Origin of the sequence: Streptomyces sp. WP-1, assembly GCF_030450125.1 — a bacterium.
GTDB lineage: Bacteria > Actinomycetota > Actinomycetes > Streptomycetales > Streptomycetaceae > Streptomyces > Streptomyces incarnatus.
The window spans coordinates 4,038,982-4,065,698 of the sequence record NZ_CP123923.1 but is presented as its reverse complement, the minus strand read 5'-3'; the positions used below and the strand labels follow the sequence as shown (position 1 = coordinate 4,065,698).

The 26,717-nt window shown below is 71.5% G+C and carries 19 protein-coding genes and 2 tRNA genes; 14 read left to right on the top strand and 7 right to left on the bottom strand.

Annotated elements, in window-relative coordinates; translation table 11 throughout:
• Positions 1 to 9 precede the first annotated feature (9 nt).
• Entirely contained in the window at positions 10 to 147 is a 138-nt protein-coding gene (gene rpmH / locus QHG49_RS17625; protein ID WP_003956500.1) for a 50S ribosomal protein L34, read from the bottom strand.
• Between the two features lie 362 nt (positions 148 to 509).
• Between rpmH and dnaA the strand changes: the two genes are divergently transcribed.
• From dnaA to QHG49_RS17580, 9 genes are all read left to right on the top strand, one after another.
• Positions 510 to 2,513, top strand: coding sequence for a chromosomal replication initiator protein DnaA (gene dnaA, locus QHG49_RS17620; protein WP_301490294.1), 2,004 nt, complete (start codon positions 510 to 512; stop codon positions 2,511 to 2,513).
• Between the two features lie 1,093 nt (positions 2,514 to 3,606).
• On the top strand, positions 3,607 to 4,737 hold the full coding sequence (dnaN, locus tag QHG49_RS17615) for a DNA polymerase III subunit beta (RefSeq protein WP_145488817.1): 1,131 nt from the start codon (positions 3,607 to 3,609) through the stop codon (positions 4,735 to 4,737).
• Positions 4,738 to 4,920: 183 nt separating this feature from the next.
• Positions 4,921 to 5,799, top strand: a complete 879-nt coding sequence (gnd, locus tag QHG49_RS17610; protein ID WP_145488819.1) for a phosphogluconate dehydrogenase (NAD(+)-dependent, decarboxylating) — start codon at positions 4,921 to 4,923, stop codon at positions 5,797 to 5,799.
• Positions 5,800 to 5,880: 81 nt separating this feature from the next.
• Positions 5,881 to 7,002, top strand: coding sequence for a DNA replication/repair protein RecF (gene recF, locus QHG49_RS17605; RefSeq protein WP_301490292.1), 1,122 nt, complete (start codon positions 5,881 to 5,883; stop codon positions 7,000 to 7,002).
• Positions 6,999 to 7,535, top strand: coding sequence for a DUF721 domain-containing protein (locus QHG49_RS17600; RefSeq protein WP_145488822.1), 537 nt, complete (start codon positions 6,999 to 7,001; stop codon positions 7,533 to 7,535). The genes recF and QHG49_RS17600 overlap by 4 nt, the downstream gene beginning before the upstream one ends.
• A 422-nt stretch (positions 7,536 to 7,957) precedes the next feature.
• Positions 7,958 to 10,006 carry a DNA topoisomerase (ATP-hydrolyzing) subunit B gene (gene gyrB / locus QHG49_RS17595; RefSeq protein ID WP_145488824.1) on the top strand — a complete coding sequence of 683 codons (2,049 nt, stop codon included), beginning with the start codon at positions 7,958 to 7,960 and terminating at the stop codon, positions 10,004 to 10,006.
• Between the two features lie 42 nt (positions 10,007 to 10,048).
• Positions 10,049 to 12,643: a DNA gyrase subunit A gene (gene gyrA, locus QHG49_RS17590; RefSeq protein WP_301490290.1), complete on the top strand. Its 2,595-nt coding sequence runs from the start codon at positions 10,049 to 10,051 to the stop codon at positions 12,641 to 12,643.
• Positions 12,644 to 12,661: 18 nt separating this feature from the next.
• Positions 12,662 to 13,387: a DUF3566 domain-containing protein gene (locus tag QHG49_RS17585; protein WP_145488827.1), complete on the top strand. Its 726-nt coding sequence runs from the start codon at positions 12,662 to 12,664 to the stop codon at positions 13,385 to 13,387.
• A gap of 89 nt (positions 13,388 to 13,476) precedes the next feature.
• A tRNA-Ile gene (locus QHG49_RS17580) sits at positions 13,477 to 13,553 on the top strand.
• 939 nt (positions 13,554 to 14,492) lie between these two features.
• Here QHG49_RS17580 and QHG49_RS17570 read toward each other — a convergent pair.
• Positions 14,493 to 18,575: an AAA family ATPase gene (locus QHG49_RS17570; protein ID WP_301490289.1), complete on the bottom strand. Its 4,083-nt coding sequence runs from the start codon at positions 18,573 to 18,575 to the stop codon at positions 14,493 to 14,495.
• 956 nt (positions 18,576 to 19,531) lie between these two features.
• Between QHG49_RS17570 and QHG49_RS17565 the strand changes: the two genes are divergently transcribed.
• Together QHG49_RS17565 and QHG49_RS17560 are read left to right on the top strand one after the other, a co-directional pair.
• Positions 19,532 to 19,708, top strand: coding sequence for a hypothetical protein (locus QHG49_RS17565; RefSeq protein ID WP_301490288.1), 177 nt, complete (start codon positions 19,532 to 19,534; stop codon positions 19,706 to 19,708).
• Positions 19,709 to 19,768: 60 nt separating this feature from the next.
• On the top strand, positions 19,769 to 19,957 hold the full coding sequence (locus QHG49_RS17560) for a ferredoxin (RefSeq protein ID WP_301490287.1): 189 nt from the start codon (positions 19,769 to 19,771) through the stop codon (positions 19,955 to 19,957).
• A 27-nt stretch (positions 19,958 to 19,984) separates the two neighbouring features.
• Here the strand turns inward: QHG49_RS17560 and QHG49_RS17555 are convergent, their stop codons facing one another.
• Together QHG49_RS17555 and QHG49_RS17550 are read right to left on the bottom strand one after the other, a co-directional pair.
• Positions 19,985 to 20,761: a glycosyltransferase gene (locus QHG49_RS17555; RefSeq protein WP_301490286.1), complete on the bottom strand. Its 777-nt coding sequence runs from the start codon at positions 20,759 to 20,761 to the stop codon at positions 19,985 to 19,987.
• 262 nt (positions 20,762 to 21,023) lie between these two features.
• Complete coding sequence (locus tag QHG49_RS17550; protein ID WP_301490285.1) at positions 21,024 to 21,413, bottom strand: DUF6344 domain-containing protein; 390 nt, start codon at positions 21,411 to 21,413, stop codon at positions 21,024 to 21,026.
• A gap of 349 nt (positions 21,414 to 21,762) precedes the next feature.
• Here QHG49_RS17550 and QHG49_RS17545 point away from each other — a divergent pair, with 349 nt between their 5' ends.
• Positions 21,763 to 21,891: a DLW-39 family protein gene (locus QHG49_RS17545; RefSeq protein WP_003999697.1), complete on the top strand. Its 129-nt coding sequence runs from the start codon at positions 21,763 to 21,765 to the stop codon at positions 21,889 to 21,891.
• Positions 21,892 to 22,039: 148 nt separating this feature from the next.
• On the top strand, positions 22,040 to 23,449 hold the full coding sequence (locus tag QHG49_RS17540; RefSeq protein WP_370530479.1) for a hypothetical protein: 1,410 nt from the start codon (positions 22,040 to 22,042) through the stop codon (positions 23,447 to 23,449).
• On the opposite strand, the gene QHG49_RS17535 is transcribed toward QHG49_RS17540, so the two are convergent.
• Entirely contained in the window at positions 23,413 to 24,771 is a 1,359-nt protein-coding gene (locus QHG49_RS17535) for a serine/threonine-protein kinase (RefSeq protein ID WP_301490274.1), read from the bottom strand. The two genes, QHG49_RS17540 and QHG49_RS17535, sit on opposite strands and share 37 nt — an antisense overlap.
• A 66-nt stretch (positions 24,772 to 24,837) precedes the next feature.
• A complete protein-coding gene (locus QHG49_RS17530) occupies positions 24,838 to 25,386 on the bottom strand; it encodes a DNA-binding protein (RefSeq protein ID WP_145488836.1) in 549 nt (182 codons plus the stop codon).
• A 180-nt stretch (positions 25,387 to 25,566) separates the two neighbouring features.
• On the opposite strand from QHG49_RS17530, the gene QHG49_RS17525 reads away from it, so the two are divergent.
• Positions 25,567 to 25,639, top strand: a tRNA-Ala gene (locus QHG49_RS17525).
• 83 nt (positions 25,640 to 25,722) lie between these two features.
• On the opposite strand, the gene QHG49_RS17520 is transcribed toward QHG49_RS17525, so the two are convergent.
• A complete protein-coding gene (locus QHG49_RS17520; protein ID WP_236576362.1) occupies positions 25,723 to 26,577 on the bottom strand; it encodes a LysR family transcriptional regulator in 855 nt (284 codons plus the stop codon).
• Between the last annotated feature and the right edge of the window lie 140 nt (positions 26,578 to 26,717).

Here is a 26,717-nt window from a genome sequence, read left to right as displayed (position 1 = left end):
TGACCGTGATCAGGCGGACAGACGGGCGCGACCCTTGCTACGGCGGGACGCGAGAATCGCGCGGCCGGCACGGGTGCGCATACGCAGCCGGAAGCCGTGGGTCTTCGCGCGACGACGGTTGTTCGGCTGGAAGGTGCGCTTGCTCACTCGGGGGCTCCAGAAAGAATCGGTAGTGGCGGGGTGCCGTCCTGGCTGTCACCGTGCGCCCACGAGTAGCTCGCGTCACGCCCGATTGCACCGCTTCCCGATCACCTGACGCGATCTGTGCCCATCGGAGGCAGGCGGCAGCAGCCATCGACAACTCGACCTGGGTACGGTACGCGGGACTACGCCATCCGGTCAAACCGAGTGCCGCTGGGAGACACTGTCCACAGGCTGGGGACAACAACTTGAACCCTACCGGCCGCGCTGACTACCGTGGCTGGACTCCGATTCGTTCTTTTGTCCCCCGCCCCGGCGGGTTCGCCCCGCCGACCACCCGAAATTCACCCCGTGAGAGAGCGTGCCCTGTGGCTGACGTACCTGCCGATCTTGCCGCAGTGTGGCCACGCGTACTGGAGCAGCTCCTCGGGGAGGGCCGCGGCCAGGGTGTCGAGGTCAAGGACGAGCACTGGATCCGCCGCTGCCAGCCGCTCGCGCTGGTCGCGGACACCGCTCTGCTCGCCGTGCCGAACGAATTCGCGAAGAACGTACTGGAGGGCCGTCTCGCACCGGTCGTCAGCGAGACGCTGAGCCGCGAGTGCGGCCGACCCATCCGGATCGCGATCACCGTCGACGACTCCGCGGGCGAGCCCCCGGCCCCGAGCGCGCCGCAGCCGGCCCCCTCGCGCTACGAGGAGCCGGAGCTGCCCTCCGGTCCGTCGTACGAGGGCTACGGCCGCCACCGCGCGGACCAGCACCAGGGCGGCGAACCGGCCTCGCGCGGCGACCAGTTGCCCACGGCGCGCCCGGCCTACCCCGGCGAGTACCAGCGTCCGGAGCCCGGCGCCTGGCCGCGCGGCGGACAGGACGACTACGGCTGGCAGCAGCAGCGGCTCGGCTTCCCCGAGCGCGACCCGTACGCCTCGCCGTCCTCCCACGGGCACCCCCAGGACCCCTACGGCCCGCCGGTCCACGACTACCGCCAGCAGGGCATGGACCGGCCGCCGTACGAGCAGCAGCACGGCGAGTACGACGGCCCGCGCGACCGGGACCGCGGAAACCGTGGGGAACGGGGTGAGCGCGGGGAGTACGAGCCCTCGCGCCCCGACTACGACAAGCCGCGCCCGGAGTACGAGCGGTCCGACTACGACCGCCCCGACTACGAGACCTCGCGCACCGAGTACGACCAGCGCGACCCGGTCCGCCGTGAGCTGCCCGAGCAGCCGATGGGCGGCGGGCCCGCGCACCGCGGCGGCACCGGCCGGCCGGACAGCTCCCCGGCGGGGACGTCCGGGGCACCGGCCGCCAAGCCCGGACCTCCGGGCGGTCCCGGTGAGCCGACGGCGCGGCTGAACCCGAAGTACCTCTTCGACACGTTCGTCATCGGCGCGTCCAACCGGTTCGCGCACGCGGCCGCGGTGGCGGTCGCGGAGGCGCCGGCGAAGGCGTACAACCCCCTGTTCATCTACGGGGAGTCGGGGCTCGGCAAGACCCATCTGCTGCACGCCATCGGGCATTACGCGCGCAGCCTCTACCCGGGCACGCGGGTGCGGTACGTCAGCTCGGAGGAGTTCACCAACGAGTTCATCAACTCCATCCGCGACGGCAAGGGCGACAGCTTCCGCAAGCGGTACCGGGAGATGGACATCCTGCTCGTCGACGACATCCAGTTCCTCGCGGACAAGGAGTCGACGCAGGAGGAGTTCTTCCACACCTTCAACACGCTCCACAACGCCAACAAGCAGATCGTGCTCTCCAGCGACCGGCCGCCCAAGCAGCTGGTCACGCTGGAGGACCGGCTGCGCAACCGCTTCGAGTGGGGCCTGATCACCGACGTGCAGCCGCCCGAGCTGGAGACGCGGATCGCGATCCTGCGCAAGAAGGCGGTCCAGGAGCAGCTCAACGCGCCGCCGGAGGTGCTGGAGTTCATCGCGTCCCGGATCTCGCGGAACATCCGTGAGCTGGAGGGCGCGCTGATCCGGGTGACGGCGTTCGCCTCGCTCAACCGGCAGCCGGTGGATCTGGGGCTCACCGAGATCGTGCTGAAGGATCTGATCCCGGGCGGGGAGGACTCCGCGCCGGAGATCACGGCCACGGCGATCATGGCGGCGACCGCGGACTACTTCGGGCTGACCGTCGAGGATCTGTGCGGGACGTCGCGGGGGCGGGCGCTGGTCACCGCCCGGCAGATCGCCATGTACCTGTGCCGGGAGCTGACGGATCTGTCGCTGCCGAAGATCGGCGCGCAGTTCGGCGGGCGCGACCACACCACCGTCATGCACGCCGACCGGAAGATCAGGGCGTTGATGGCCGAGCGCCGGTCGATCTACAACCAGGTGACGGAGCTGACGAACCGGATCAAGAACGGGTAGCTGCCGCCGGGCTCGGCCGGCCTGGCGTCGGGGGCGTCTTCGGGACTGGGGTCCCGGGGGCGCCTTTTCGTATGTACGGGCTTCTGGGGCGGGGCAGAGCGTCCCCAGGGGGGCGTCCCGGGAGACGAGGGCGTCCCGGGAGGCGGGGGCGTCCGGGGCGGACCCGGTGCGGCTCCAGGTCGCCCCAGCACCGGCGAGTGCCGCCTCCATAGGCGGCGCCGAGGTCACCGGAGCGACCTGGAGCCGCACCGTCGGACTGCTCGGTTCCCGTGCTCAGGGGTGCCCGTCACCGCCGCCGGGGCGGTCCACTCGCCACCCCGGTCGTCATCGGCTGTTCGATTTCTCGCCGGGTTACGGCCGCCCTCCACAGATTTGGGGACTTTCTTTCTTCCACACGGTGGGGATGGTGAAGTTGTCCCGAGCTGTGTCCACAGGGAGGGCGGGAAGATCGCGTCGGTGCAGCTCAGGTGGCTGTGGAATCGTGGACGACGATGATCCACAGGCTGTGGACGACGAGATGATCCACAGGCTGTGCAGAAAGTTGTCCACCGGCAACCCACAGGCTGGGGGCGGTTGTCCCCAGTGTGGCGGGGCTTCTCCACATGGCTGTCCACTGTTCGGCAACGCGACGCACCCTCTCACCGCGTCGAGTGAAAGGCGTCACACAAAGGTGCCGGGTTGGGGTGTGGGAAACCTGGGTATTCCTGGGGACACAGCTGGGGAGAACTGCCCTCGTCCTGTGGGCGAGGTGTGCAGAACTTTCTGTTCTCCACAGACACCCCGGGTTGTCCACCGCCTCCATACACAGGCCCGGTGGACAAAAAACAGGCGCTGAGCTGGGCAAACGTGGTTATCCACGGTATCCACAGGCCCTACTACTACTCCCAACTAGAGAGAGTTCGGCAATCGCTTTGAAGCGGGGGCTGTGCACAACTCGCTGTTTCGAGCCCGACTGCCGCTCGGACCGACTTGACCCCGACGGGCACCTACTGTCAGTGCGGTGCGTCAGACTGGTCCCCGGTGTCCTTCCCTTCGCAATGGGCGGTGACACCGAGTCGGAGGACTCAGAAGCAACAGCAGGAGGCGGCTTACGGTGAAGATCCGGGTGGAACGCGACGTACTGGCGGAGGCAGTGGCCTGGGCGGCACGCAGCCTGCCTGCCCGTCCGCCGGCGCCTGTGCTCGCCGGCCTGCTGCTGAAGGCCGAGGACGGCCAGCTGAGCCTGTCGAGCTTCGACTACGAGGTGTCCGCTCGGGTGAGCGTCGACGCCGAGGTCGAGGAGGACGGCACCGTCCTGGTCTCCGGCCGGCTGCTCGCCGACATCTCGCGTGCGCTGCCCAACCGGCCGGTGGAGATTTCCACAGACGGTGTACGGGCGACCGTGGTCTGTGGATCGTCCCGGTTCACGCTGCACACCCTCCCGGTGGAGGAGTACCCGGCGCTGCCGCAGATGCCGAACGCGACCGGCACCGTGCCCGGCGAGGTCTTCGCCGCCGCCGTGTCCCAGGTGGCCATCGCCGCGGGCCGCGACGACACGCTGCCCGTGCTCACCGGTGTGCGCATCGAGATCGAGGGCGACACGGTGACGCTGGCGTCCACCGACCGCTACCGGTTCGCGGTCCGCGAGTTCCTGTGGAAGCCGGAGAACCCGGAGGCGTCCGCGGTCGCCCTGGTGCCCGCCAAGACGCTGCTGGACACCGCGAAGTCGCTCGGTGCGGGCGACAGCGTGACGCTGGCCCTGTCGGGCTCCGGCGCGGGCGAGGGCCTCATCGGTTTCGAGGGCGCGGGCCGGCGTACGACCACCCGGCTGCTCGAGGGCGACCTGCCCAAGTACCGGACGCTGTTCCCGACCGAGTTCAACTCGGTCGCGGTGATCGAGACGGCGCCGTTCGTGGAGGCCGTCAAGCGTGTCGCGCTGGTGGCCGAGCGGAACACCCCGGTGCGGCTCAGCTTCGAGCAGGGCGTGCTGATCCTGGAGGCCGGTTCCAGCGACGACGCACAGGCTGTGGAGCGGGTCGACGCGCAGCTGGAGGGCGACGACATCTCGATCGCCTTCAACCCGACGTTCCTGCTGGACGGCCTGAGCGCCATCGACTCGCCGGTGGCGCAGCTGTCGTTCACCACGTCCACGAAGCCCGCGCTGCTCAGCGGCAAGCCGGCGCTGGACGCGGAGGCCGACGAGGCCTACAAGTACCTGATCATGCCGGTGCGGCTCAGCGGCTGACCGCGGCCGAGCGTCGTCCACAGGTGTGCACGGTGCCGGGCGTCCACGAGGGCGTCCGGCACCGCCGCCAGGTGGCGCCGGATGAGCGCCGGAGCCCACAACTGTGCGTGAGCGGGGCCGTTTAGGCTCGGGGCGGCACTCCCGTGCCCCAGACGCCAGCAGCGACCCTAAGGAACACAACTGATGGAGCTCGGTCTCGTCGGCCTCGGCAAAATGGGCGGCAACATGCGCGAGCGGATCCGCCGCGCGGGCCACACCGTCGTCGGATACGACCGCAACCCCGACGTCGCGGATGTCCACAGCCTGGAAGAGCTTGTGGGCAAGCTCAGCGCCCCGCGCGTGGTGTGGGTGATGGTCCCGGCCGGCGAGCCCACCCAGTCGACCGTCGATCAGCTCGCCGAGCTGCTGGAGCCGGGCGACGTGGTCGTGGACGGCGGCAACTCCCGCTGGACGGACGACGAGAAGCACGCCGGGGAACTGGCCGCCAAGGGCATAGGTTTCGTGGACTGCGGCGTCTCCGGCGGCGTCTGGGGCCTGGAGAACGGGTACGCGCTGATGTACGGCGGCGACGCCGAGCACGTCGCCCGGGTGCAGCCGGTCTTCGACGCGCTCAAGCCGGAGGGCGACTTCGGCTCGGTGCACGCCGGCAAGGTCGGCGCGGGCCATTTCGCGAAGATGGTCCACAACGGCATCGAGTACGCCATGATGCAGGCCTACGCCGAGGGCTGGGAGCTGCTGGAGAAGGTCGACTCCGTCACGGACGTCCGTGAGGTCTTCCGCTCCTGGCAGGAGGGCACCGTCATCCGCTCCTGGCTGCTCGACCTCGCGGTGAACGCCCTGGACGAGGACGAGCACCTGGACGGCCTGCGCGGTTACGCGCAGGACTCCGGTGAGGGACGCTGGACGGTGGAGGCCGCGATCGACAACGCGGTGCCGCTGCCCGCGATCACCGCGTCGCTGTTCGCGCGGTTTGCCTCCCGCCAGGAGGACTCGCCGCAGATGAAGATGATCGCCGCGCTGCGCAACCAGTTCGGCGGCCACGCCGTGGAGAAGAAGCCGTAGAGAAGAAGTAGTCCACAGGGTCGCCCCGCGATCCACAGCCCGTTCGTCGCGCGGAAGCGGAAGGAGGCCGGCGCACCGACCATGCACGTCACGCATCTCTCGCTGGCCGACTTCCGTTCCTACGCGCGGGCCGAGGTCCCGCTCGACCCGGGCGTCACGGCCTTCGTCGGGCCCAACGGCCAGGGCAAGACCAACCTGGTGGAGGCGGTCGGCTACCTGGCGACCCTGGGCAGCCACCGCGTCGCCTCCGACGCGCCGCTGGTGCGCCTGGGCGCCGAGCGGGCCGTGATCAGGGCGCAGGTCCGCCAGGGCGACCGGCAGCAGCTGATCGAGCTGGAGCTGAACCCCGGCCGCGCCAACCGCGCCCGGATCAACCGGTCCTCGCAGGTCAGACCCCGGGACGTGCTGGGCATCGTACGGACCGTGCTGTTCGCGCCCGAGGACCTCGCCCTGGTGAAGGGGGACCCCGGGGAGCGGCGCAGGTTCCTGGACGAGCTGATCACCGCGCGCTCCCCGCGGATGGCCGGGGTGCGCTCCGACTACGAGCGGGTGCTCAAGCAGCGCAACACGCTCCTGAAGTCCGCGGCGCTCGCGCGCCGGCACGGCGGGCGGACCATGGACCTGTCCACCCTCGACGTGTGGGACCAGCACCTGGCGCACGCCGGGGCCGAGCTGCTCGCCCGGCGGCTCGATCTGATCGCCGCGCTGCGGCCGCTGGCCGACAAGGCGTACGAGCAGCTGGCCCCCGGCGGCGGCCCGCTCGCGCTGGAGTACAAGCCGTCCGCGCCCGGCGAGGCCCACACCCGCGAGGACCTGTACCCGCAGCTGCTCGCCGCCCTGGCCGAGGCGCGCAAGCAGGAGATCGAGCGGGGCGTCACCCTCGTCGGTCCCCATCGCGACGATCTGGTGCTGAAACTCGGCCAGTTGCCCGCCAAGGGGTACGCCTCGCACGGCGAGTCCTGGTCGTACGCCCTCGCCCTGCGCCTCGCCTCGTACGAGCTGCTGCGCGCCGAGGGCAACGAGCCCGTCCTCGTCCTGGACGACGTCTTCGCCGAGCTGGACGCGCGCCGCCGCGAGCGGCTGGCCGAGCTGGTCGCGCCCGGCGAGCAGGTGCTGGTCACCGCCGCCGTGGACGACGACGTCCCGCAGGTGCTGGCCGGGGCGCGGTACTCCGTCTCGGGCGGGACGGTGGAACGCGTATGAGCGGCGAGAAGGACGGCCCCCGGAAGAGCGGCGAGCCCTCCGGGGTGGACCTCGCGCGCGTGGCGTTGCGCGCGGCGAAGGAGCAGGCACGCGCGCGCGGTGACGCGGCCCGGCAGAAGAAGCAGGCCCGGCGGGGCGGCGGACTGCGGTCCGGGGCGCGGGCCGACGGCCGCGACCCGATGGCGCTCGGTTCGGCGATCAACCGGCTGATCACCGAGCGCGGCTGGGAGACCCCGGCGGCCGTGGGCGGGGTGATGGGCCGCTGGCCGCAGATCGTCGGCGAGGACCTGGCCAAGCACTGTGTGCCGCAGCGCTACGACGAGGACGAGCGGGTGCTCGTGGTGGCCTGCGACTCCACGGCCTGGGCGACCCAGCTGCGGCTGCTCGCGCCGGCCCTGGTCGCCCGGCTCAACGAGGATCTCGGCCATGGCACGGTCCGTTTGATCAAGGTGCACGGCCCCGGCGGCCCGGCCCGCCGCTACGGCCCGCTGCGGGCCCCGGGAAGCATGGGTCCGGGCGACACCTACGGGTGACGTACCTCACGTCACGGCATCTCGCCACACCCCTCTGGCCTGCGGGTTCGCCCGTCCCGCGCCCGTGTGCGCGCGGGCGCGGGACGCGTACTGACCCTGGAGTAGCCAAGGGTTGACGGCCCGAAGCTCTGAGTGCCGCTGTGAGGCTCTTGGAGCCCCCTTCCGTATATCGGTACCCGGCCGAGACCGGTTCAGGGCGGCACATGGGGACTCAGGTACCCGCAAACCCCCATCGATGTCAGCGCTACCGGTAGACTGGAAGCCAATCCCGCCCCAACGTGGGGACCGCCCGGGAAAAGCTGAGCAACGCTGATCAAGGCTTACCAACGCAACATGCCGCAGCCGCTCCGGCAGCCTTCCCCCACCGGGGGTGCTCCCCAGGAGCCCGGCTCGTGCTGTGCCAGTGCCAGAAAGGGCGCTTCGTGGCCGATTCCGGCAACCCCAACGAGAACATCCCGTCCACCGACGCCGGCGTGCACGCCGAGGTCCCCGCTACGACGGCCTCGTACGACGCCAGCGCCATCACCGTGCTCGAAGGGCTGGACGCGGTCCGCAAGCGGCCCGGCATGTACATCGGCTCCACGGGCGAGCGCGGACTGCACCACCTGGTGTACGAGGTCGTCGACAACTCGGTCGACGAGGCGCTGGCGGGCTACGCGACCCTCATCGACGTGACGATCCTCGCCGACGGCGGCGTCCGCGTCGTCGACAACGGCCGCGGCATCCCGGTCGGCATCGTGCCGTCCGAGGGCAAGCCGGCCCTGGAGGTCGTGCTGACCGTGCTGCACGCGGGCGGCAAGTTCGGCGGCGGCGGCTACGCCGTCTCCGGCGGTCTGCACGGTGTCGGCGTGTCCGTCGTGAACGCCCTGTCCGGCAAGGTCTCCGTCGAGGTCAAGACCGACGGGTACCGGTGGACGCAGGACTACAAGATGGGCGTGCCCACCGCCCCGCTGGCCCAGCACGAGGCCACCGAGGAGACCGGCACGTCGGTCACGTTCTGGGCCGACCCGGAGATCTTCGAGACCACCGAGTACTCCTTCGAGACGCTGTCCCGGCGCTTCCAGGAGATGGCCTTCCTCAACAAGGGCCTGAACATCAGGCTCACCGACGAGCGTGAGTCGGCGAAGGCCACCAGCGGCGCGGACGAGGCGGGCGCCGACGAGAAGGCCGAGGTCAAGTCGGTCACGTACCACTACGAGGGCGGCATCGTCGACTTCGTGAAGTACCTCAACTCCCGCAAGGGAGAGGTGGTGCACCCCACCATCATCGGCCTGGAGGCGGAGGACAAGGACAAGAGCCTGTCCCTCGAGGTCGCGATGCAGTGGAACAGCGGCTACAGCGAGGGCGTGTACTCGTTCGCCAACATCATCCACACGCATGAGGGCGGCACCCACGAGGAGGGCTTCCGCGCCGCGCTGACGTCGCTGATCAACAAGTACGCGCGCGACAAGAAGCTGCTCCGGGAGAAGGACGACAACCTCACCGGTGACGACATCCGCGAGGGCCTGACCGCGATCATCTCGGTCAAGCTGAGCGAGCCGCAGTTCGAGGGCCAGACCAAGACCAAGCTGGGCAACACGGAGGCCAAGACCTTCGTGCAGAAGGCGGTCTACGAACACCTGAACGACTGGCTGGACCGCAACCCGAACGAGGCCGCGGACATCATCCGCAAGGGCATCCAGGCCGCCACCGCGCGGGTCGCCGCCCGCAAGGCCCGTGACCTCACGCGCCGCAAGGGCCTGCTGGAGTCGGCGTCCCTGCCGGGCAAGCTGTCCGACTGCCAGTCGAACGACCCCACCAAGTGCGAGATCTTCATCGTCGAGGGTGACTCCGCCGGCGGCTCGGCCAAGTCCGGCCGCAACCCGCAGTACCAGGCGATCCTCCCGATCCGCGGCAAGATCCTCAATGTCGAGAAGGCCAGGATCGACAAGATCCTGCAGAACCAGGAGATCCAGGCGCTGATCTCCGCCTTCGGCACGGGTGTGCACGAGGACTTCGACATCGAGAAGCTCCGCTATCACAAGATCATCCTGATGGCGGACGCCGACGTCGACGGACAGCACATCAGCACCCTGCTGCTGACCTTCCTGTTCCGCTTCATGCGGCCGCTGGTCGAGGCCGGGCACGTCTACCTCTCGCGGCCGCCGCTCTACAAGCTCAAGTGGGGCCGGGACGACATCGAGTACGCCTACTCGGACCGCGAGCGCGACGCGCTGATCGAGATGGGGCGCCAGCGCGGCAAGCGGGTCCGCGAGGACTCCATCCAGCGCTTCAAGGGCCTCGGCGAGATGAACGCCGAGGAGCTGCGTGTGACCACGATGGACCAGGAGCACCGCGTGCTCGGCCAGGTCACCCTGGACGACGCCGCCCAGGCCGACGACCTGTTCTCGGTGCTGATGGGCGAGGACGTCGAGGCGCGCCGCCAGTTCATCCAGCGCAACGCCAAGGACGTCCGCTTCCTCGACATCTGAGTCGGTCTCAGCTGACCGCACAGGGAAGGATCTTCACCAGCAATGGCCGACGAGAACACTCCAGTCACCCCCGAAGAGGGCGGCGAACTCGCCATGCGTGTCGAGCCCGTCGGGCTCGAGACCGAGATGCAGCGCTCGTACCTCGACTACGCGATGTCCGTCATCGTCTCCCGCGCGCTGCCCGACGTCCGGGACGGCCTCAAGCCCGTCCACCGGCGCGTGCTGTACGCGATGTACGACGGCGGCTACCGCCCCGAGCGCGGCTTCTACAAGTGCGCCCGTGTCGTCGGTGACGTCATGGGCAACTACCACCCGCACGGCGACTCCTCCATCTACGACGCCTTGGTGCGCCTCGCCCAGCCGTGGTCGATGCGGATGCCGCTGGTGGACTCCAACGGCAACTTCGGCTCCCCGGGCAACGACCCGGCCGCGGCGATGCGCTACACCGAGTGCAAGCTGGCGCCGCTGTCGATGGAGATGGTCCGCGACATCGACGAGGAGACCGTCGACTTCACGGACAACTACGACGGCCGCTCCCAGGAGCCGACCGTCCTGCCGTCCCGCTTCCCGAACCTGCTGATCAACGGCTCGGCCGGGATCGCGGTCGGCATGGCGACCAACATCCCGCCGCACAACCTGCGCGAGGTCGCGGCCGGCGCCCAGTGGTACCTGGAGAACCCCGAGGCCTCGCACGAGGAGCTGCTCGACGCGCTCATGGAGCGCATCAAGGGTCCCGACTTCCCGACCGGCGCCCTGGTGGTGGGCCGCAAGGGCATCGAGGAGGCGTACCGCACCGGGCGCGGCTCGATCACGATGCGCGCGGTGGTCGAGGTCGAGGAGATCCAGGGCCGGCAGTGCCTGGTGGTGACCGAGCTGCCGTACCAGGTGAACCCGGACAACCTGGCGCAGAAGATCGCCGACCTGGTGAAGGACGGCAAGATCGGCGGCATCGCGGACGTCCGCGACGAGACGTCCTCGCGCACCGGCCAGCGCCTGGTGATCGTCCTGAAGCGGGACGCGGTCGCCAAGGTCGTGCTGAACAACCTGTACAAGCACACCGACCTCCAGACGAACTTCGGCGCCAACATGCTGGCGCTGGTCGACGGCGTGCCGCGCACGCTGTCCCTGGACGCGTTCATCCGGCACTGGGTGACGCACCAGATCGAGGTCATCGTGCGCCGGACCCGGTTCCGGCTGCGCAAGGCCGAGGAGCGCGCGCACATCCTGCGCGGTCTGCTGAAGGCCCTGGACGCCATCGACGAGGTCATCGCGCTGATCCGGCGCAGCGAGACCGTCGACGTCGCGCGCACCGGCCTGATGGGCCTGCTGGAGATCGACGAGATCCAGGCCAACGCGATCCTGGAGATGCAGCTGCGGCGCCTGGCGGCCCTGGAGCGGCAGAAGATCGTCCAGGAGCACGACGAGCTCCAGGCGAAGATCCACGAGTACAACCAGATCCTGGCCTCCCCGGTGCGCCAGCGCGGCATCGTCAGCGAGGAGCTGGCCGCGATCGTCGAGAAGTTCGGCGACGACCGCAAGACCAAGCTGATCCCGTACGAGGGCGACATGTCCATCGAGGACCTGATCGCCGAGGAGGACATCGTCGTCACCGTCTCGCGCGGCGGTTACGTCAAGCGGACCAAGACGGACGACTACCGGGCGCAGAAGCGCGGCGGCAAGGGCGTGCGCGGGACGAAGCTGAAGGAGGACGACATCGTCGACCACTTCTTCGTCTCCACCACGCACCACTGGCTGCTGTTCTTCACCAACAAGGGCCGGGTGTACCGGGCCAAGGCGTACGAGCTGCCCGAGGCGGGCCGGGAGGCGCGCGGCCAGCACGTGGCGAACCTGCTCGCCTTCCAGCCGGACGAGGCGATCGCCGAGATCCTCGCCATCCGGGACTACGAGGCGGCGCCGTACCTGGTGCTGGCCACCAAGTCCGGCCTGGTCAAGAAGACGCCTCTGAAGGATTACGATTCGCCCCGCTCCGGCGGTGTGATCGCGATCAATCTGCGGGAGCGCGAGGACGGCGGCGACGACGAGCTGATCGGCGCCGAGCTGGTCTCGGCCGACGACGACCTGCTGCTGATCAGCAAGAAGGCGCAGTCGATCCGGTTCACCGCCACGGACGAGTCCCTGCGCCCGATGGGCCGCGCCACCTCCGGCGTCAAGGGGATGAGTTTCCGCGAGGGCGACGAGCTTCTCTCGATGAATGTGGTGCGACCCGGTACGTTCGTGTTCACTGCCACCGACGGCGGGTACGCGAAGCGGACCCTCGTCGACGAGTACCGCGTCCAGGGCCGCGGCGGCCTCGGCATCAAGGCCGCCAAGATCGTGGAGGACCGCGGTTCGCTCGTCGGGGCGCTGGTCGTGGAGGAGACCGACGAGATCCTCGCGATCACTTTGTCCGGTGGTGTGATTCGCACGCGAGTCAACGAGGTCAGGGAGACGGGCCGTGACACCATGGGCGTCCAGCTGATCAACCTGGGCAAGCGCGATGCCGTGGTAGGTATCGCACGTAACGCCGAGGCGGGGCGCGAGGCGGAGGAGGTCGACGGCGAGGACGCCGACGACATCACCGCCGAGGAGACCCAGGCCACCGGCACGGACGAGGGTGAGGCGCCCTCGGCCGAGTAGCACGAGGAGTGAGTCATCGTGAGCGGAGCCACGGGCGCCGGATCGGCCGGTACCTCCACGGGTACGGAGACGGACGGCGGCGGCCGTGGCTCCGCCGCGCATGCGGGGACGGCCACCGACCCGCAGACGACCAACCTGAAGCCGGTGCGGGCGTCCGCGGCGGACGCCTCCGGCACGTCTGCACCCCAGGGGGGAACTGTGACGGACACCCGAGGCCCGGCCGCGGCCGGGGAGGCGCAGTCGGCGTCTCCGCTCCCCGGGGAGCGCCGCCCCGAGCAGCCCGGCGGGCCGTACCACCCGCCGCAGGCCTACCCGGCGCAGCCGGCGGCCGGCGGGGTACGGCGCCCCCGCACCGGGGTGCGTACCGCGCCACGCACCCGTAAGGCGCGGCTGCGGGTGGCCAAGGCCGACCCGTGGTCGGTGATGAAGGTCAGCTTCCTGCTCTCCATCGCGCTCGGCATCTGCACGATCGTCGCCTCGGCGGTGCTGTGGATGGTCATGGACGCGATGGGCGTGTTCTCCACGGTCGGCGGGACGATCTCGGAGGCGACCGGCTCGAACGAGGCGAACGGCTTCGACCTGCAGTCCTTCCTCTCGCTTCCGCACGTCCTGATGTTCACGACGATCATCGCGGCCATCGATGTCGTCCTGGCCACCGCGCTGGCCACGCTCGCGGCCTTCATCTACAACCTCTCCGCGGGCTTCGTCGGCGGCGTCGAGCTGACCCTCGCCGAGGACGAGTGACGCCCCCCGGTAACCGATTTTGGGACTGACGTGGTCGTGCGCTAATCTTCAGGAGTCAGCGCGCGGGACACACACCCGCAAAGCGCGGCGGGGCTATAGCTCAGTTGGTTAGAGCGCATCCCTGATAAGGATGAGGCCACAGGTTCAAATCCTGTTAGCCCCACCAGCACGAAGACCCCCGGTCCATCTGGACCGGGGGTCTTTGACATGTACGGCTGACCTCAACGGCGAAGTACCGATGACGAAGCGCCCGTTCGGCACCATGGCCGCTGCCACCGCGGTGCTTGGAACCGCCCTTCAGCGTGCTGATGTAGGTCACCTCAATTCTGACCGTGGTGACGTGGGTCCGTGACGGGCGGCCGCATGTGAGCTGAAAGGGGCTGAGGGAGGGCGTTGATCTCGGTTCCCTCCGGGTGCGGCAGGTCGGCGGGCACGATCAGGTGGGTGCCGTTCTGTCCGGGGCTTCCGAACTGGCGGATGACGAAGTAGCTCGTCCTGCCGACCAGGTCGGACGGGCCCTCCTCTGCCGGCCGGCCTCGGCACGGGCCCGGCGCCGCCGTCCGCCCCGTACGACCGCCGCGACAGGGGCCGTCCCGGTCTCGATCCCCCGCGCCGCGTCCGCGAGGAGGAGGGTGATCCTGCCCTTGGCCATGCCGTGTTCGTTCCCGTCCGTGTGTGTCCTGCCCGCTCTCCCTGCGGGACCGCGTCGGCCGGCGGCGGGACGAGGCGCGGCTTCGCCATCCCCTTGGCCGTATTGCTCTTGACCGTGCCGAATTGCTCTTGACCGTGCCGACGGAGCAGCCCATCGCCTGTGCGGCCTGGGTGATCCGGTCGCCGCGGTCGGCCTCCTCGCGCCGGGCATAGGCGTCCGGGTCGTCCGCCGCGTCGACTCTGTGCCAGGCAGTGCGGGCCCGCTCCAGCGTGGACTGGGCGGGATCCTCGGCGGAGTGCCGCTCCCCGGTGAGGAGAAAGGCCGTCCGCACGGGCATGAAAAGACCCGATCGCTGGCGACGGGGGATGCACCAGCGATCGGGCTATGGCCAAGGGTAACAAGGTTGTCGGTCGTGTGGAGCCAAGTCGGAGGGAAAAAACGGAAGTTGGCCGATCAGTGGTCGCACGGAGGGTCGTAGGACAGGCGCGGAAGGTACTCCTGCCACTTGGCGGGGGTCAGGACGTGCCGGGTGACCGAGCAGATGTGGTCGATGGCCGTGCCGGCGTCCAGATCCCACAGGCGGACCGTGTCGGGGCCGCTGGAGACGCCGAGGACGCGGCTGCCGGGGCTGAAGGACAGGAAGGTGCCGGTCTTGGCGTTGGGCGTCATGGACTGGCCGATCGGCCGCGCCGCGGTGGGGTCGGTGACGTTCCACAGCCGGACCGTGTTGTCGTCGCCGCCGCTGGCCAGCGTCTTGCCGTCCGCGTCGAAGGTCAGCGAGGTGACCGCCTCGGTGTGGCCGGTGAGCGGGTCGCCCAGCGGTTCGACCGAGGCCGGGTCGGTGACGTCCCACAGCCGGACCGTGTCGTCGTCGCTGCCGCTGGCCAGTGCCTTGCCGTCCGGGGTGAAGGCCAGCGCGTTGACCGGGCCGGCGTGTTGGGTGAGCGGGGCGCCCAGCGGTGTGACGGAGGCCGGGTCGGTGACGTTCCACAGCCGGATGGTGCTGTCCGCGCTGCCGCTGGCCAGGGTGTGTCCGTCGGGGCTGAAGACGAGCGCGTTGATGTAGCCGTGGTGGCCGGCCAGCGGCGCGCCCAGCGGGGCCGGGCGGGCCGGGTCGGACACGTTCCACAGCCGTATCGTCCGGTCGTCGTTGGCCGTGGCCAGGGTCTTCCCGTCGGGGCTGAAGGCGAGGGCGTTGGGGCCCATGAAGCGGGTCCGCAGCGGCAGCGGCGGGCCGGGCTGGAAGGGGTGGGCCGGATCGGAGACGTTCCACAGGTACACCTTCTGCTCGCCCGTGAGGACGGCCAGGGTGCGGCCGTTGGGCGAGAAGACGAGGGTGTCGGCGCCGTCGCCGCTGAAGAACGGCGGGCCCAGCCGCACCGGGCGCCCCGGGTGCGCCACGTTCCACAGCCGCAGCCGCCCGTCGCGCGCGGTCGTGGCCAGCATCCGCCCGTTGGGGCTGAACGCCCCGCTGCGGCCGATCATGTCCGAGGTCGGGATCGACCATAGGCGCACCTTGGCGTCCCCGCTGCCGGTGGCGAGGGTGCGGCCGTCGGGGCTGAAGCCCAGCGCGTACATCTCGCCGCTGCTGCCCGCGAGGGGCTCGCCGATCTGCGAGGGGGAGTTTGGGTCGCTGACGTTCCACAGGCTGGCCGTGCTGTCCGCGCTCGCGGCGGCGAGCCGCCCGCCGTCGGGGCTGAAGGCCACCGACCAGACGGGCCCGGTGTGCCCGGTCAGGGGCGCGCCGAGCGGTTTCGCCGCGGCCGGGTCGGTGACGTTCCACAGCCGTACGGTGTCGTCCGCGCTGCCGCTGGCCAGGGTGTGCCCGTCCGGGCTGAACGCGACCGAGTGCACGATGTCGGTGTGGCCGCGCAGCACGCCCAGCGGGGCCGGCCGGCGCGGGTCGGTCACCTTCCACAGCCGGACCGTGCGGTCGTCGCCGCCCGCCGCGAGGGTGCGCCCGTCGGGGCTGAAGGCGACACTGCGCACGGCCGCGGTGGGCCCGCGCAGCACGGCGAGCGCGGTGGGGTGCGCCGGGTCGGCGACGTCCCACAGCCGTACCGTGCCGTCCTCGCCCGCGGAGGCGAGGGTGTGCCCGTCGGGGCTGAAGGCGACCAGGTAGATGGTGCCCGAGTGGCCGGCCAGGGGGGTGCCGAGCGTGGTGGGGCGGGCCGGGTCGGCGACGTTCCACAGCCGGATCGTGCCGTCGTCGCCCGCGCTGGCCAGCACCCGCCCGTCGGGGCGGAACACCGCGCTGCTCACCCAGCTGGAGTGCCCGGTCAGGGGCCCGCCGAGGGGGCGGGGCCGGGCCGGGTCGGTGACGTTCCACAGCCGTACGGTCCGGTCGTAGCTGGCCGTGGCCAGGGTGTGGCCGTCGGGGCTGAAGGAGGTCAGGTAGACGGCGCCGGTGTGGCCGGACAGCGGGGTGGCCAGCGGCGCGTTCACGATGGAGATCAGCCTGCTGTACGCGCCCTTGTCGCCGGGGCGCAGATGGTGGGCGACCAGGTCCAGCTGGGCGGCGAGCGAGGGGTCGGTGCGCTGCACCCGGTCCGCCTCGGCGAGCACCTGTTCGAAAACGGCGTCGTCGCGCTGCTGCCAGGCGATCACCGCGGAGCCGCCCGCGACCAGCGCGAGCACCACCAGGGCCGCCACCGCCGCCCGGCTCAGCCACACCGTGCGCTTGCGCAGCCGTACCGAGGCGGCCAGGAACTCCACCGCGCTGCGGGTCAGATACGTGTCGCCCGCCGAGCGCGCCCAGGCGCGGGCCTGTTCGAGCCGGGAGCCCCGGTACAGCAGCGAGCTGTCCCGCTCCGAGTCCTCCCAGGACCGGCCGTCCTCCTCCAGGCGCTGGCGCAGCAGATGGTCGTTGCGGTTGTCGTCGATCCAGTGCCGCAGCCGGGGCCAGGCGTGCAGCAGCGCCTCGTGGGTGATCTCCACGGTCTCCGCGTCCAGCGTCACCAGCCGGGCCCGGACCAGCGCCTCCAGGGACTCCTCGGTCTTGCCGGGGTCCGCCGACTCCTGGGCCAGCTGCCGCCGGGTGCCGCGCCGCCGGGTGGCCACGGTGTCCTCGCCGAGCCGCACCAGGCGCAGCAGGAGCAGCCGGGCGGCCGTACGGGCGGCGGGGTCGAGCCCCGACCAGGCGCGTTCGGCGGTCGCGGCGACGGCGCCCTGGATGCCGCCCGCCGCGCGGTAGCCGGCCAGCGTCAGCCTTCCGCCCTTGCGGCGCTGCCAGGTGGCCAGCAGGGCGTGCGAGAGCAGCGGGAGCACGCCCGCGTCGTGCGCCCCGCGCGGGCCGTCGGCGCTCACCTCGCGCACGATCAGCTCGGCGAGACCGGGCTCCAGCTCCAGGCCCACCGCCTTGGCCGGACCGGTCACCGCGTCGCGCAGCTCGCCGCTGGTCAGCGGGGAGAGCACCATGTGCCGGTGCTGGAGCGCGTCGGCCAGTTCCGGGTAGCCGAGGCACTGCTCGTAGAAGTCGGCCCGTATGCCGAGCACCACCAGGACGGGGGCGGGTCCGGACGCGCCGAAGGGCGGGGTGCAGGCGGCGTGCAGCAGCTGGATGAAGGTACGGCGGTCCGCCTCGTCCGGGCAGAGCGTGAACGCCTCCTCGAACTGGTCCACGATGATCACCGGCCGGACCCCCGGCGGTGCCTCGCGGCTCGCCCACGCGGTGGCCGCGGCCCGCGCGCCGCGCACGATCCGGGGCGCCTCGGCCCCCGCGGACACGGTGCCCTCGGCGGTCTCCTGGCGGGCCGTGGCCGCCCGCTCGGCCGCGCGCGCCTCGGCGGCCACGGGGGCGAGATCGGGGATACGGCGGATCAGCTCGGCGAGCGGATCGGCGCCGGGCACCAGCTGGACGACGGGGGTGCGCTGTCCGGGCTCGCCGTCCGGCCGCGGGGTGGGCCCGGCGTCGGCCAGGGCGCCGCCCGCGATCGCCGGGACCAGGCCGGCGTTCAGCAGCGAGGACTTGCCCGCGCCCGAGGCGCCGACGAGCATCACCAGGCCGCCGGTACGGTCCGCCGTGCGCAGCTGGGCGATGATCGCGTCGGTGCTGCGCTCCCGGCCGAAGAACCAGCGCGCGTCCTTCTGCCGGTAGGGCGCGAGCCCCCGGTACGGGCACACGCCGCCGGTGACGGGCGGGGCCTGGGCGGGTGGCCGGCCGTTCTCCTCGGCGGGCGAGGCGGGCGGCGCGGCGCGGTCGCCCACCGGGTCGGCCAGCGCGCGCTCCCACTGGCGCTGCCAGTGGGCGAGGTCGTACAGGCCCGTGGAGACCGGGTGCGGGCGGGCGCGGCGCGCCTCCGGGATCAGGATCTGGAGCACCGCGGCGAGCGCGGTGAACTGGGCCGGCACGTTCTTGGCCCGCCGCCAGTCGCTGATCCGCTGCGCGGACACCCGTACCGGGCGGCCGCGTTCGTCGACCCGCTGCAACCGGCCGACCGCCTCGGCGACGCTTTTCAGGGGAGGGTTTCCGGCCTCCTTGTAGAGCAGCGCGAGGCGCTCGGCGAAAGCTGTGCGTGCCCCTGAGTCGGAACCCAAGGCCCCACCCCTCACTTCCCCCCGCCTGTGGACGTCCGGACCGGAAAACTCACCTTATACGGCTGACCTGCGGATAAGCCTCGCTCCGGAGACCGGGATCTCCTCCCCGGTGGCCACAAATGGCAGGATCGCAACCCCGGTAGCGGAACCGTCACACACCGTCCGGACAGGCCAACGGCCCGGCGCTCGGAGAGACACCTCATGGCGTTGCACATTTTCGGTCGACTTCCATCGAAAGCCGCGAGCGGTCGGCGATCGGGCATCTGATCCGCCCCGGCCGACCTACCCCCACTTCCCGCCCCCACACCCCACGACCTTCCTCGCTCTTCGCCACTCCTCGTCTCTTCAACGCCTTTCATGCTTCGATCCGCGCCATCACGCCGACGAGGCGCGGATCGACGTCCCGCACCGCCCGGCACCGGTCCCCACGAGGGGAGGGACCGGTGCCGGCGGGCAGGGGACATTTCCGTCGCGGTACACCTGGATATCTGATGGGCCGTCAGTTACGGTCGCGGGCACCGGCTCTTCCCGAAGGGGTGTGTGCCATGCCCGAGCCTTCCCCGTGCCCGCCCCCGCCCGGCGCCCCGCGCTGGGTCGCGATGGTCCACGAAGCCGCCCGGGACTCCTGGGCCCCGGCCGCGCAGTCCCCGTACCGCACGCCCGTGCTGTACGCCGTCGGAGAGATGACCCGGACCGCGCGGGCCCGCGGGGACGAGCTGACGCTCGCGCTGTGGGGACCGCGGGGCGGGGGCTGGGGGCTGTACGACGGCCCGGAAGGGAGGGCGGCAGCCGTCGAGCGGTCGGCCGTACGGGATGAACCGGTCGTCCGGGATGAACCGGTCGTCCGGGATGAATTGGTTGTACTGGATGAATCAGCTGCAAGGGACGAACCGGCTGAACCGGCTGAGTCGCGTGAACCGTCTGAAACATCCGAACCGGACAAGCTCGCCGAACGCATGACGAACCGTCGCCACCAGGTGCTCACCGCCGCCCTGAGCCGGGCCGGACTGTACGACCTCGCCCCCGAGGACGGCGCGGCCGTGCGGGCGCTGGCCGGCCGGCTGGACGAGCCCACGGTCCGCCGGGTCGCCCACTGGCTCGCGGCCGCGGCCGGTGCCGGGGCCGCCGGTTGAGTGCCCGCCCGGCCGGGCAGTGACGTCCTGGAACTCGAAGTGCCCAGGGCTGGAGGACGTATGAAGGTCACCGTCGACCGCGCCGCGTGTTACGGATCGGCGGAGTGCGCGTTCCGGGCCCCGGCCGTGTTCGCCTTCGAGGACGGCTACGGCGTGGTGCTCCCCGGCAAGGAGGACGCCGCCGACGAACCGGGGGTCCGGGAGGCGGCGGAACGGTGCCCCTCGCAGGCGATCGTGCTCGGCGACTAGGCGCGCCCATCGGGGGGAGTACGACGGTTACGGCGCCGGATACGTCCAGCCGAGGCCGGCCAGTGCGCGCGCCCTGGCCTCCACGACCGCCGCGCGTGCCGTGCGCTCGGCGGGGTCGGTGTGGGACGACTGGCCGGTGACCTGGCCCTCCCACTTGCGGTAGAGCAGCCCTGGCTCGGCCGAGAACCAGCCGCGGCTCACCGCGTCCAGCGCCAGCAGCAGCCCGGTGTCCTCGGAGGCGGGCAGCGCCATCCAGCCGCCGAGCGCGGCCAGCAGCTCCCGGCGCACGCACAGGGTCGCCGGGTGGACCGGGGGCCGGAAGTCGTTCGCCTTCCAGTGCCGCAGCACGGTGCCGCGTTCCAGCGGGCCCTCGTCCGGGTCGCCGGGGAAACCGGCCGTGGAGCCGTCGGGCAGCAGGTCCAGCACCCGGCAGGTGGTCCAGCCGAGGCCGGGACGCGCCTGGAGCACGGCGAGATCGCGGGCGAGCGCGCCCGGGGTGAGCCGGTCGTCGGCGTCCAGGACCTTCACATACGCGCCCCGCGCGTGCGCCAGCGCGATCGTGCGGGCGACCCCCGGACCACCGGGTCTGCCCTGGTGGAAGACGACGCGCGGGTCCTCGGGGACGTACGGGCGGACCTCGTCCGTCGTGCCGTCCTCCTGGATCACCCACTCCCAGCGCGCGCCGCCGGGCAGTTCCTGCGCGCACAGGGACGCCCAGGCGTCCGGCAGGAACCGGGCCGAGGGGGCGTGGACGGCGGTGACGACGGTGACAACGGTGGCGCGCCGGGTCACGGCAGCACTCACCACCTCTCAAAGACCTCTCCGGGATGTCGCGGCCATCGTCTCAGGCCCCGCCCGGCGCGGCTCCGGCCCCTGTCCGCCCCTTGTTCGTGCCTGTCCACCCCCTCTCCACCCCTGTTCACCCCTGTTCGCCCCCTGTTCGTTCTCCGGGAGAACGCGCGAGACCCCCGGCCGTGTGGCCGGGGGTCCTTCCGTGTCGACCGTGCGTACGCAAGTCGCCGAGTTGTCGAGACGTCGCGGTGCCGAGGAGGAGAGGAGGGCCGGTTCAGCAGTCGAGCGACGCGGAAGGCTCTCTGGCCTCCGTCTCCCCGGTCCGTTCCGTCTCCTGCGTCTCGCGGGCCTTCTGTGTCTCGTGGCCCTCCGGTGTCAGCTCGCTGTCGTCGAGGGACCGGTGCCGGCAGCTGGGGGATTTGCCGTGGGCCTCGGCCCGGATCCGCTGTTTCATCGTGGGGGGCAGGGCCTTGGTGGAGGACCAGTGCCGTGGTGCCGGGATCGCCGGGGCCGTGCGGGGCGCGGTCTCGGTGCGGGGGCTCTCGGTGCGCGGCGCGGCGGCCGCGGGGGCGGTGGCGGCGCTCACGAGTCCGAGCGTCGTGCACAGCGCGAGAAAGGCGGTGACGATGGCAGTCCACAGCTTCATGACCTTGTTCCGGTCCATGGCCCCTCACTTTCGGGTTGGGCGATTTGCGTACTTTCCTCATGATGTGTATGTGGACCGCGAAGTGGTGGACCGACGCCCGTGGCGCGGCGTTGTTCTGATGAACACCACCCGGATGGCCGTAAGAAGGTCGGAAAACCCCTAAATCGCGGTCAGGGTGCGCGAAGGGGGAGCAAAGTGACCGTCCGTGGGGGTGTGATCACCCTCCGATCGGAACGGTGTCCGACCTGCGCTATTGCGCTGGCGGGCACCGGAGTTGGGGCCGGACGCAGGTCACCGATCGATATCGGCCGGTGTGTATAGTCGGGCGCCAGAGGTCCCCTACGTCAAGGAAAGACGAGGTCGCGCGGTGAAGAAGCTGCTCCTGGTCGCACTGGCCGCCATCGGCGGGCTCCTCGTGTACCGCCAGATTCAGGCGGATCGCGCCGAGCAGGACCTGTGGACGGAGGCGACTGACTCCGTGCCCACGGGTTCGTGAGTCCGATTCCCGAATTTCAGCAGACCCCGGTCGCACCAAGCGACCGGGGTCTTTGCTTGGGGTTGCGGGGTCCTGGGGGGTGCGGTACGCGTGGCCGCGCCGGGCGGCCGGGGGCGGGGTCTTTCGGCCGGTCCCGCGCATTGCCCTGATGCCACGGTGGCCGCCGGGGCAGGATGGGCCGCCAGGACGTGACGTCGGAGGGGTGCACGTGGGGCGGCTCAGGCGCGGGGTACGGGGGCACGGACGTACGGCGTGGATACGGCGCGGCGGGCGCCCGGCCGCCGTACTCCTGGCACTGGGGCTGTGCGGAACGGGACTGCTCCCGGCCGCCGCCGCGTCGGCCGCCACCGGCCCCGGGGCCTACGCCTTCGCCCCCGGCGCCCGCACCGTGGAGGGCACGGCCTCCGCCGCCGGCGCGCCGCGCCTGGACCCCGGCCGTGTCTACCGCGGCTCGCTGCCCGCGCACGGCCGCCTCACCTACCGCCTCGACCTCGCCGACGCCACGGCCACGGCGTACGTCCCCGTCACCGCCGTACCGCCCGCGCACACCGAGGTCACCTCCACCGACGGCATCCGGGTCTCCGTCCGGGACGCGCACGGCACGGCCTGCTCCTTCGCCACCGCCCGCTTCGGCGCCGGGCTCAGCCCGCGTCCGGTCACCGCCCTCGGCAAACGCGAGGCGGGCAGGGCGCTGTGCCAGGGCGCGGGGACGTACTCGGTGCTGGTCGAACGCCTCGACACCGGGGGCGCGTCCACGCCCTGGGACCTGGAACTGGCCCCCGTCACGGAACCCCGGCTCGCCTCCCCCGGTCCCAGCGACGCGCCCCGGACCTGGGACTCCGCCTCGCCCGAGCCGATCACCGGCGAGGCCCGCGAGCGCGCCGGCGGGGCGGGCTTCACGGCGGCCCGGGCGGTGGGGCCGGGGGTCTGGCGTACCGCCCTCGTGCCCGGCCGGACCGTGTTCTACAAGGTGCCGCTCGACTGGGGCCGCCGGCTCCAGGCCTCCGCCGAACTGGGCGGCGCGCCGGGGCACGGGTACGTGGGCGGCGCCCTGGACCTCTCCCTGTACGACCCGGTCCGGGGCCTCGCCGACGATGTCTCCCTCGGCTACACCGGCGTCCGCAAGCCCGTCGCCCTCGCACCGCTGCCGCCCGTCGAGTACGCCAACCGCTACGCCGCCCCCGCCGCCGTCGGCGCCCTGCGCTTCGCCGGTGACTACTACCTGGTGCTGCACCTCAGCGAGCGGCTGGGCGACACCTTCGGGCAGGGGCCGTACGAGGTGACGTTGCGGGTCCGCGTGGACGGCCGGGCGCACGCCGGGCCGGGGTACGCCGGGCGCCCGCGGCCGGCCGGCGTCTTCACACCGACGGATCAGGACGAGGCGGCGATGCCGATCGCGGACGGCGGGGGCGCCGGGGGCGGCGGCTCCCTGGAGATGAAGGCCGTCGCGGCCGGCGGGATCGGGCTGGGGACCGCGCTGCTGCTGGTGCTCGGCGGTTGGACGCTGGCGGCCCGGCGGGCTCAGACGCGGGTCAGCGCCCAGAAGCCCACGGCGTAACAGGCCAGCGCCAGCAGCAGGATCGGGACGACGGCCTTGGCCGGGGGACCCGGACGGCGCCGGGCGCGGCGACCGTGGGGGGCCGGGGTACGGGGCGTGAGGGGTGGGGAAGCCGGGGCCGCCTGGGGGGTTTGGGTGGCCGGGGTGGTGTAAGCGGCGGTGATGCTGTCGCCGGGGTGCGCGGGCGCGGGGTGCGTCTGGTGGGTGGGGTGTGCGGGCGGTGGCGGCCAGGAGCCGTACGACGGTGTGGGTGTGGGGGGTGTGGAGGGCGGCGGCGGTACGGCGGGCGGGGGCGGTGTGGGGTCGAGGGCCGGGGGCGGGAGGCGGAAGCTTCCGGTGTCCGACAGCGAGCCGGTGTCCGTGTCCGGCAGCGGGGCGGTGCCCGGCGAGGAGCCGGTGACCGCGTCCGGCGGCGGGGCGGTGCCGGGCCTCCGCGCGTTCTTCAGCGGGCCGTTCGGGCCGAAACCCTGCGGCAGGGGTGGGAGTTGGTCGAAGATCTCGATCGGCTCGTCGTCCAGGGACGGCTCCGGCAGCAGCTCGATGACCCCGGCGAGCGACTTGCGGGCCCCCGTGGCGGAGCGGTACCGGGCCTGTGGATCGGGCTGGAGCAGCGTGGCGACGACCTCCCACAGCGGCCCGGGGATGCCCTTGGGCGCGCCCGGGGTGCCGTGCTCGGTGAAGTACCGCACGAGTTCCCCGGCGTCGGGTCTGGCGCCTTCGAGCAGATAAACGGCGACGAGGCCCACCGCGAACAGGTCGGCGGTGAAGTCCGGGTCGGAGCCCGCCAGTTGTTCCGGGGCGAGATAACCGGGCGTGCCCACCACGAGGTTGGTCTCGGTCAGCCGCGGCTCCCCGAACCGCATGGCGATGCCGAAGTCCCCGAGCCGCAGCCGGGGCCGGCCCGTACCGGTCGCCTCCAGAAGGATGTTGGCGGGCTTGATGTCCCGGTGCACGACGCCCTCCGCGTGCACGGCGGCGAGTCCGGACAGCAGCTGGTCGAGCAGGACGCAGACGAACGCCGGCGGCAGGGGGCCGTAGTCGTTGACGAGGCGGACGAGGGAGCCGCCCGCGACCAGGTCCATGGTGAGCAGCACCTGGTCGTCGTCGGCGGCCCAGCTGGCCGGGGCGAGGACATGGGGATGGTCGATGCGCAGGGCCTGTTCGCGCACGAAGCGCAGGAGGGAGTGGGCGTCGCGCTGCTGGAGCACCTTGGCGGCCACATAGCGCCTGCGCCGGTGGTCCCAGACGCGCCATACGTCGCCCGCGCCGCCGCGCCCGATCGGGTCGGCCAGTTCGTACCGGCCGTTGAACATCTCACCCATGACTGCCGCAGCTCCTCCCCCTCGGGCCCCCGCCCCTCCCGGCCGCCTCCTGCGCCGGGCGGGCGCTCAGTTCTGGTGCGACTGGTAGTGCGCGACCGCGTCGGAGGTGCGGCCGGCACCGTAGACCCGCAGGAACTCCGCGAGTTCGGGCTGGGTCGGGGCGAGCGCGTCCGCCGCCTCGATGATGTCGCTCGCGGCGGCCACCGAGCGCAGCAGCGACTGGATCTCGCGGACGACCCGCTTGACGGTGGGCGCGCCCGAACCGTTCGTCGTGTGCGTGGTGTTGCTCAGCACCGAGCCCCCCTGGGACTTCTTGATCTCGTCCATCCGCGCGGTCGCCTCGGCCGCGCTGACGCTGCCGTCCGCCACCTGTGCCGCCAGCTCCTGGAGCAGCTGCACCCGCTGGACCACCGCGGGGTTGCCGATCTTGGCGCGCTGGCCGCTCATCAGCTGCGAGAGCATCGGGGCGGACAGCCCCAGAACCGCCGCGAGCCGGGCCTGGTTGAGCCCGAGATCGTCGATCAGCTTACGGAAGAGCGCCCCCAGCGGCTCCCCGTACCAGTTCCGCTGAAGCTCTCTCGCTCTTGCGGTGGCTTCCTGCTGTGCGGCGTCCATTGCGTCTCCCCATCGCTTCCCCTGAAAACCGCGGTTCGCTGTAGCGAACCACGGTTGAGCATCTTACGGAGCGTGGTCATCCGCGGGGACCCCCAATCTTTTTGCGGGATACGGGGGGTGACCCGGTACTCTGGTCCCGGCACCGGCTGGGACACCCCCTCCGGAGGCCACTCCCTTCCCGGGGCCTTAGCTCAGTTGGTAGAGCGCCGTCTTTGCATGGCGGATGTCAGGGGTTCGACTCCCCTAGGCTCCACTTCTCAAGGGCCCTCTGACCTGTGGAAACACTGGTCGGAGGGCCCTTTTTCGCGTCGGGCCCGGGGCGTGGCGCGGAGGCCGCTACGCCTGCAACTCGTCGGCCGCCCGCCAGGCCTGGTCGGCGAAGCGTGCGGCCTGGGGGTGGGCGCCGTGGGACGGGTGGGCGAGGTAGGCGGGCACGGCGGGGGCGCCCGTCAGCGGGACGAGGCGGACGGCGGGGTGGGTGTAGCGGCGGGCGGCGGAGACCGGTGCGGTGCCCACGCCGAGGCCGACGGCCACCTGCTCCAGCCACTCGTCGAAATTGCGGCACTCGGCGCCGACCGTCGGCCGGCGTCCGGCGGGCCACATGTCGGGGAAGGTGGTGCCGCTGACGGTGTTGATGATCAGCGGGAAGTCGGTGAGTTCCGCCCAGTCCAGCTCGGTGCGTTCGGCCAGCCGCCAGCTCGCGGGGACGGCGGCGATGCGCTCCTCCTCGTACAGGCGCAGGCCGCGCAGTCCCTTCGGTACCGACGCGCTGCGCAGCAGGCCGAGGTCGGCCTCGCCGGTGTCGAGTCCGGCCTGGGGGGTGTCGCAGCGGATGAATTCGACGCCGACCCCGGTCTCCTCGCCGAACCGGGCTGCGAGCCGGGACAAACCCTCGGGAAGTCCCCAGCTGAACCCTATGCGCAGTTTCTCCCCCTGCTGTAAATCCCGCAGTGTCGAATCGAGCTGGCGCAGCAGGGGGGCGAGGGATTCCTGGAGGGCCTTGCCTTTCTCGGTCAGCTCCGTTCTGCGTGTGCTGCGCTCGAAGAGCTTCACACCCAGGGATTGCTCCAGCGCCCTGATGTTGCGGGTCAGGGTCGGCTGGGTGAGATGCAGACGGCGACCGGCAGCCGTGAATCCCCCTTCCTCCGCCACGGTCAGAAAGCATCGCAGGTGGCGCAGATCGATGTTCATTCCTTGAGTGTATAGGTGGTGCATCAATGTTATTTCTCCACCCGGGGTGCAGTGTCTAGTCTTCTGGGTGTCGCCGAGCGGGCGGGGTGCCGGATAAGTGCGGGCGCCCGGACGCCGGTGTGTAGTCGAACTTTCAACGG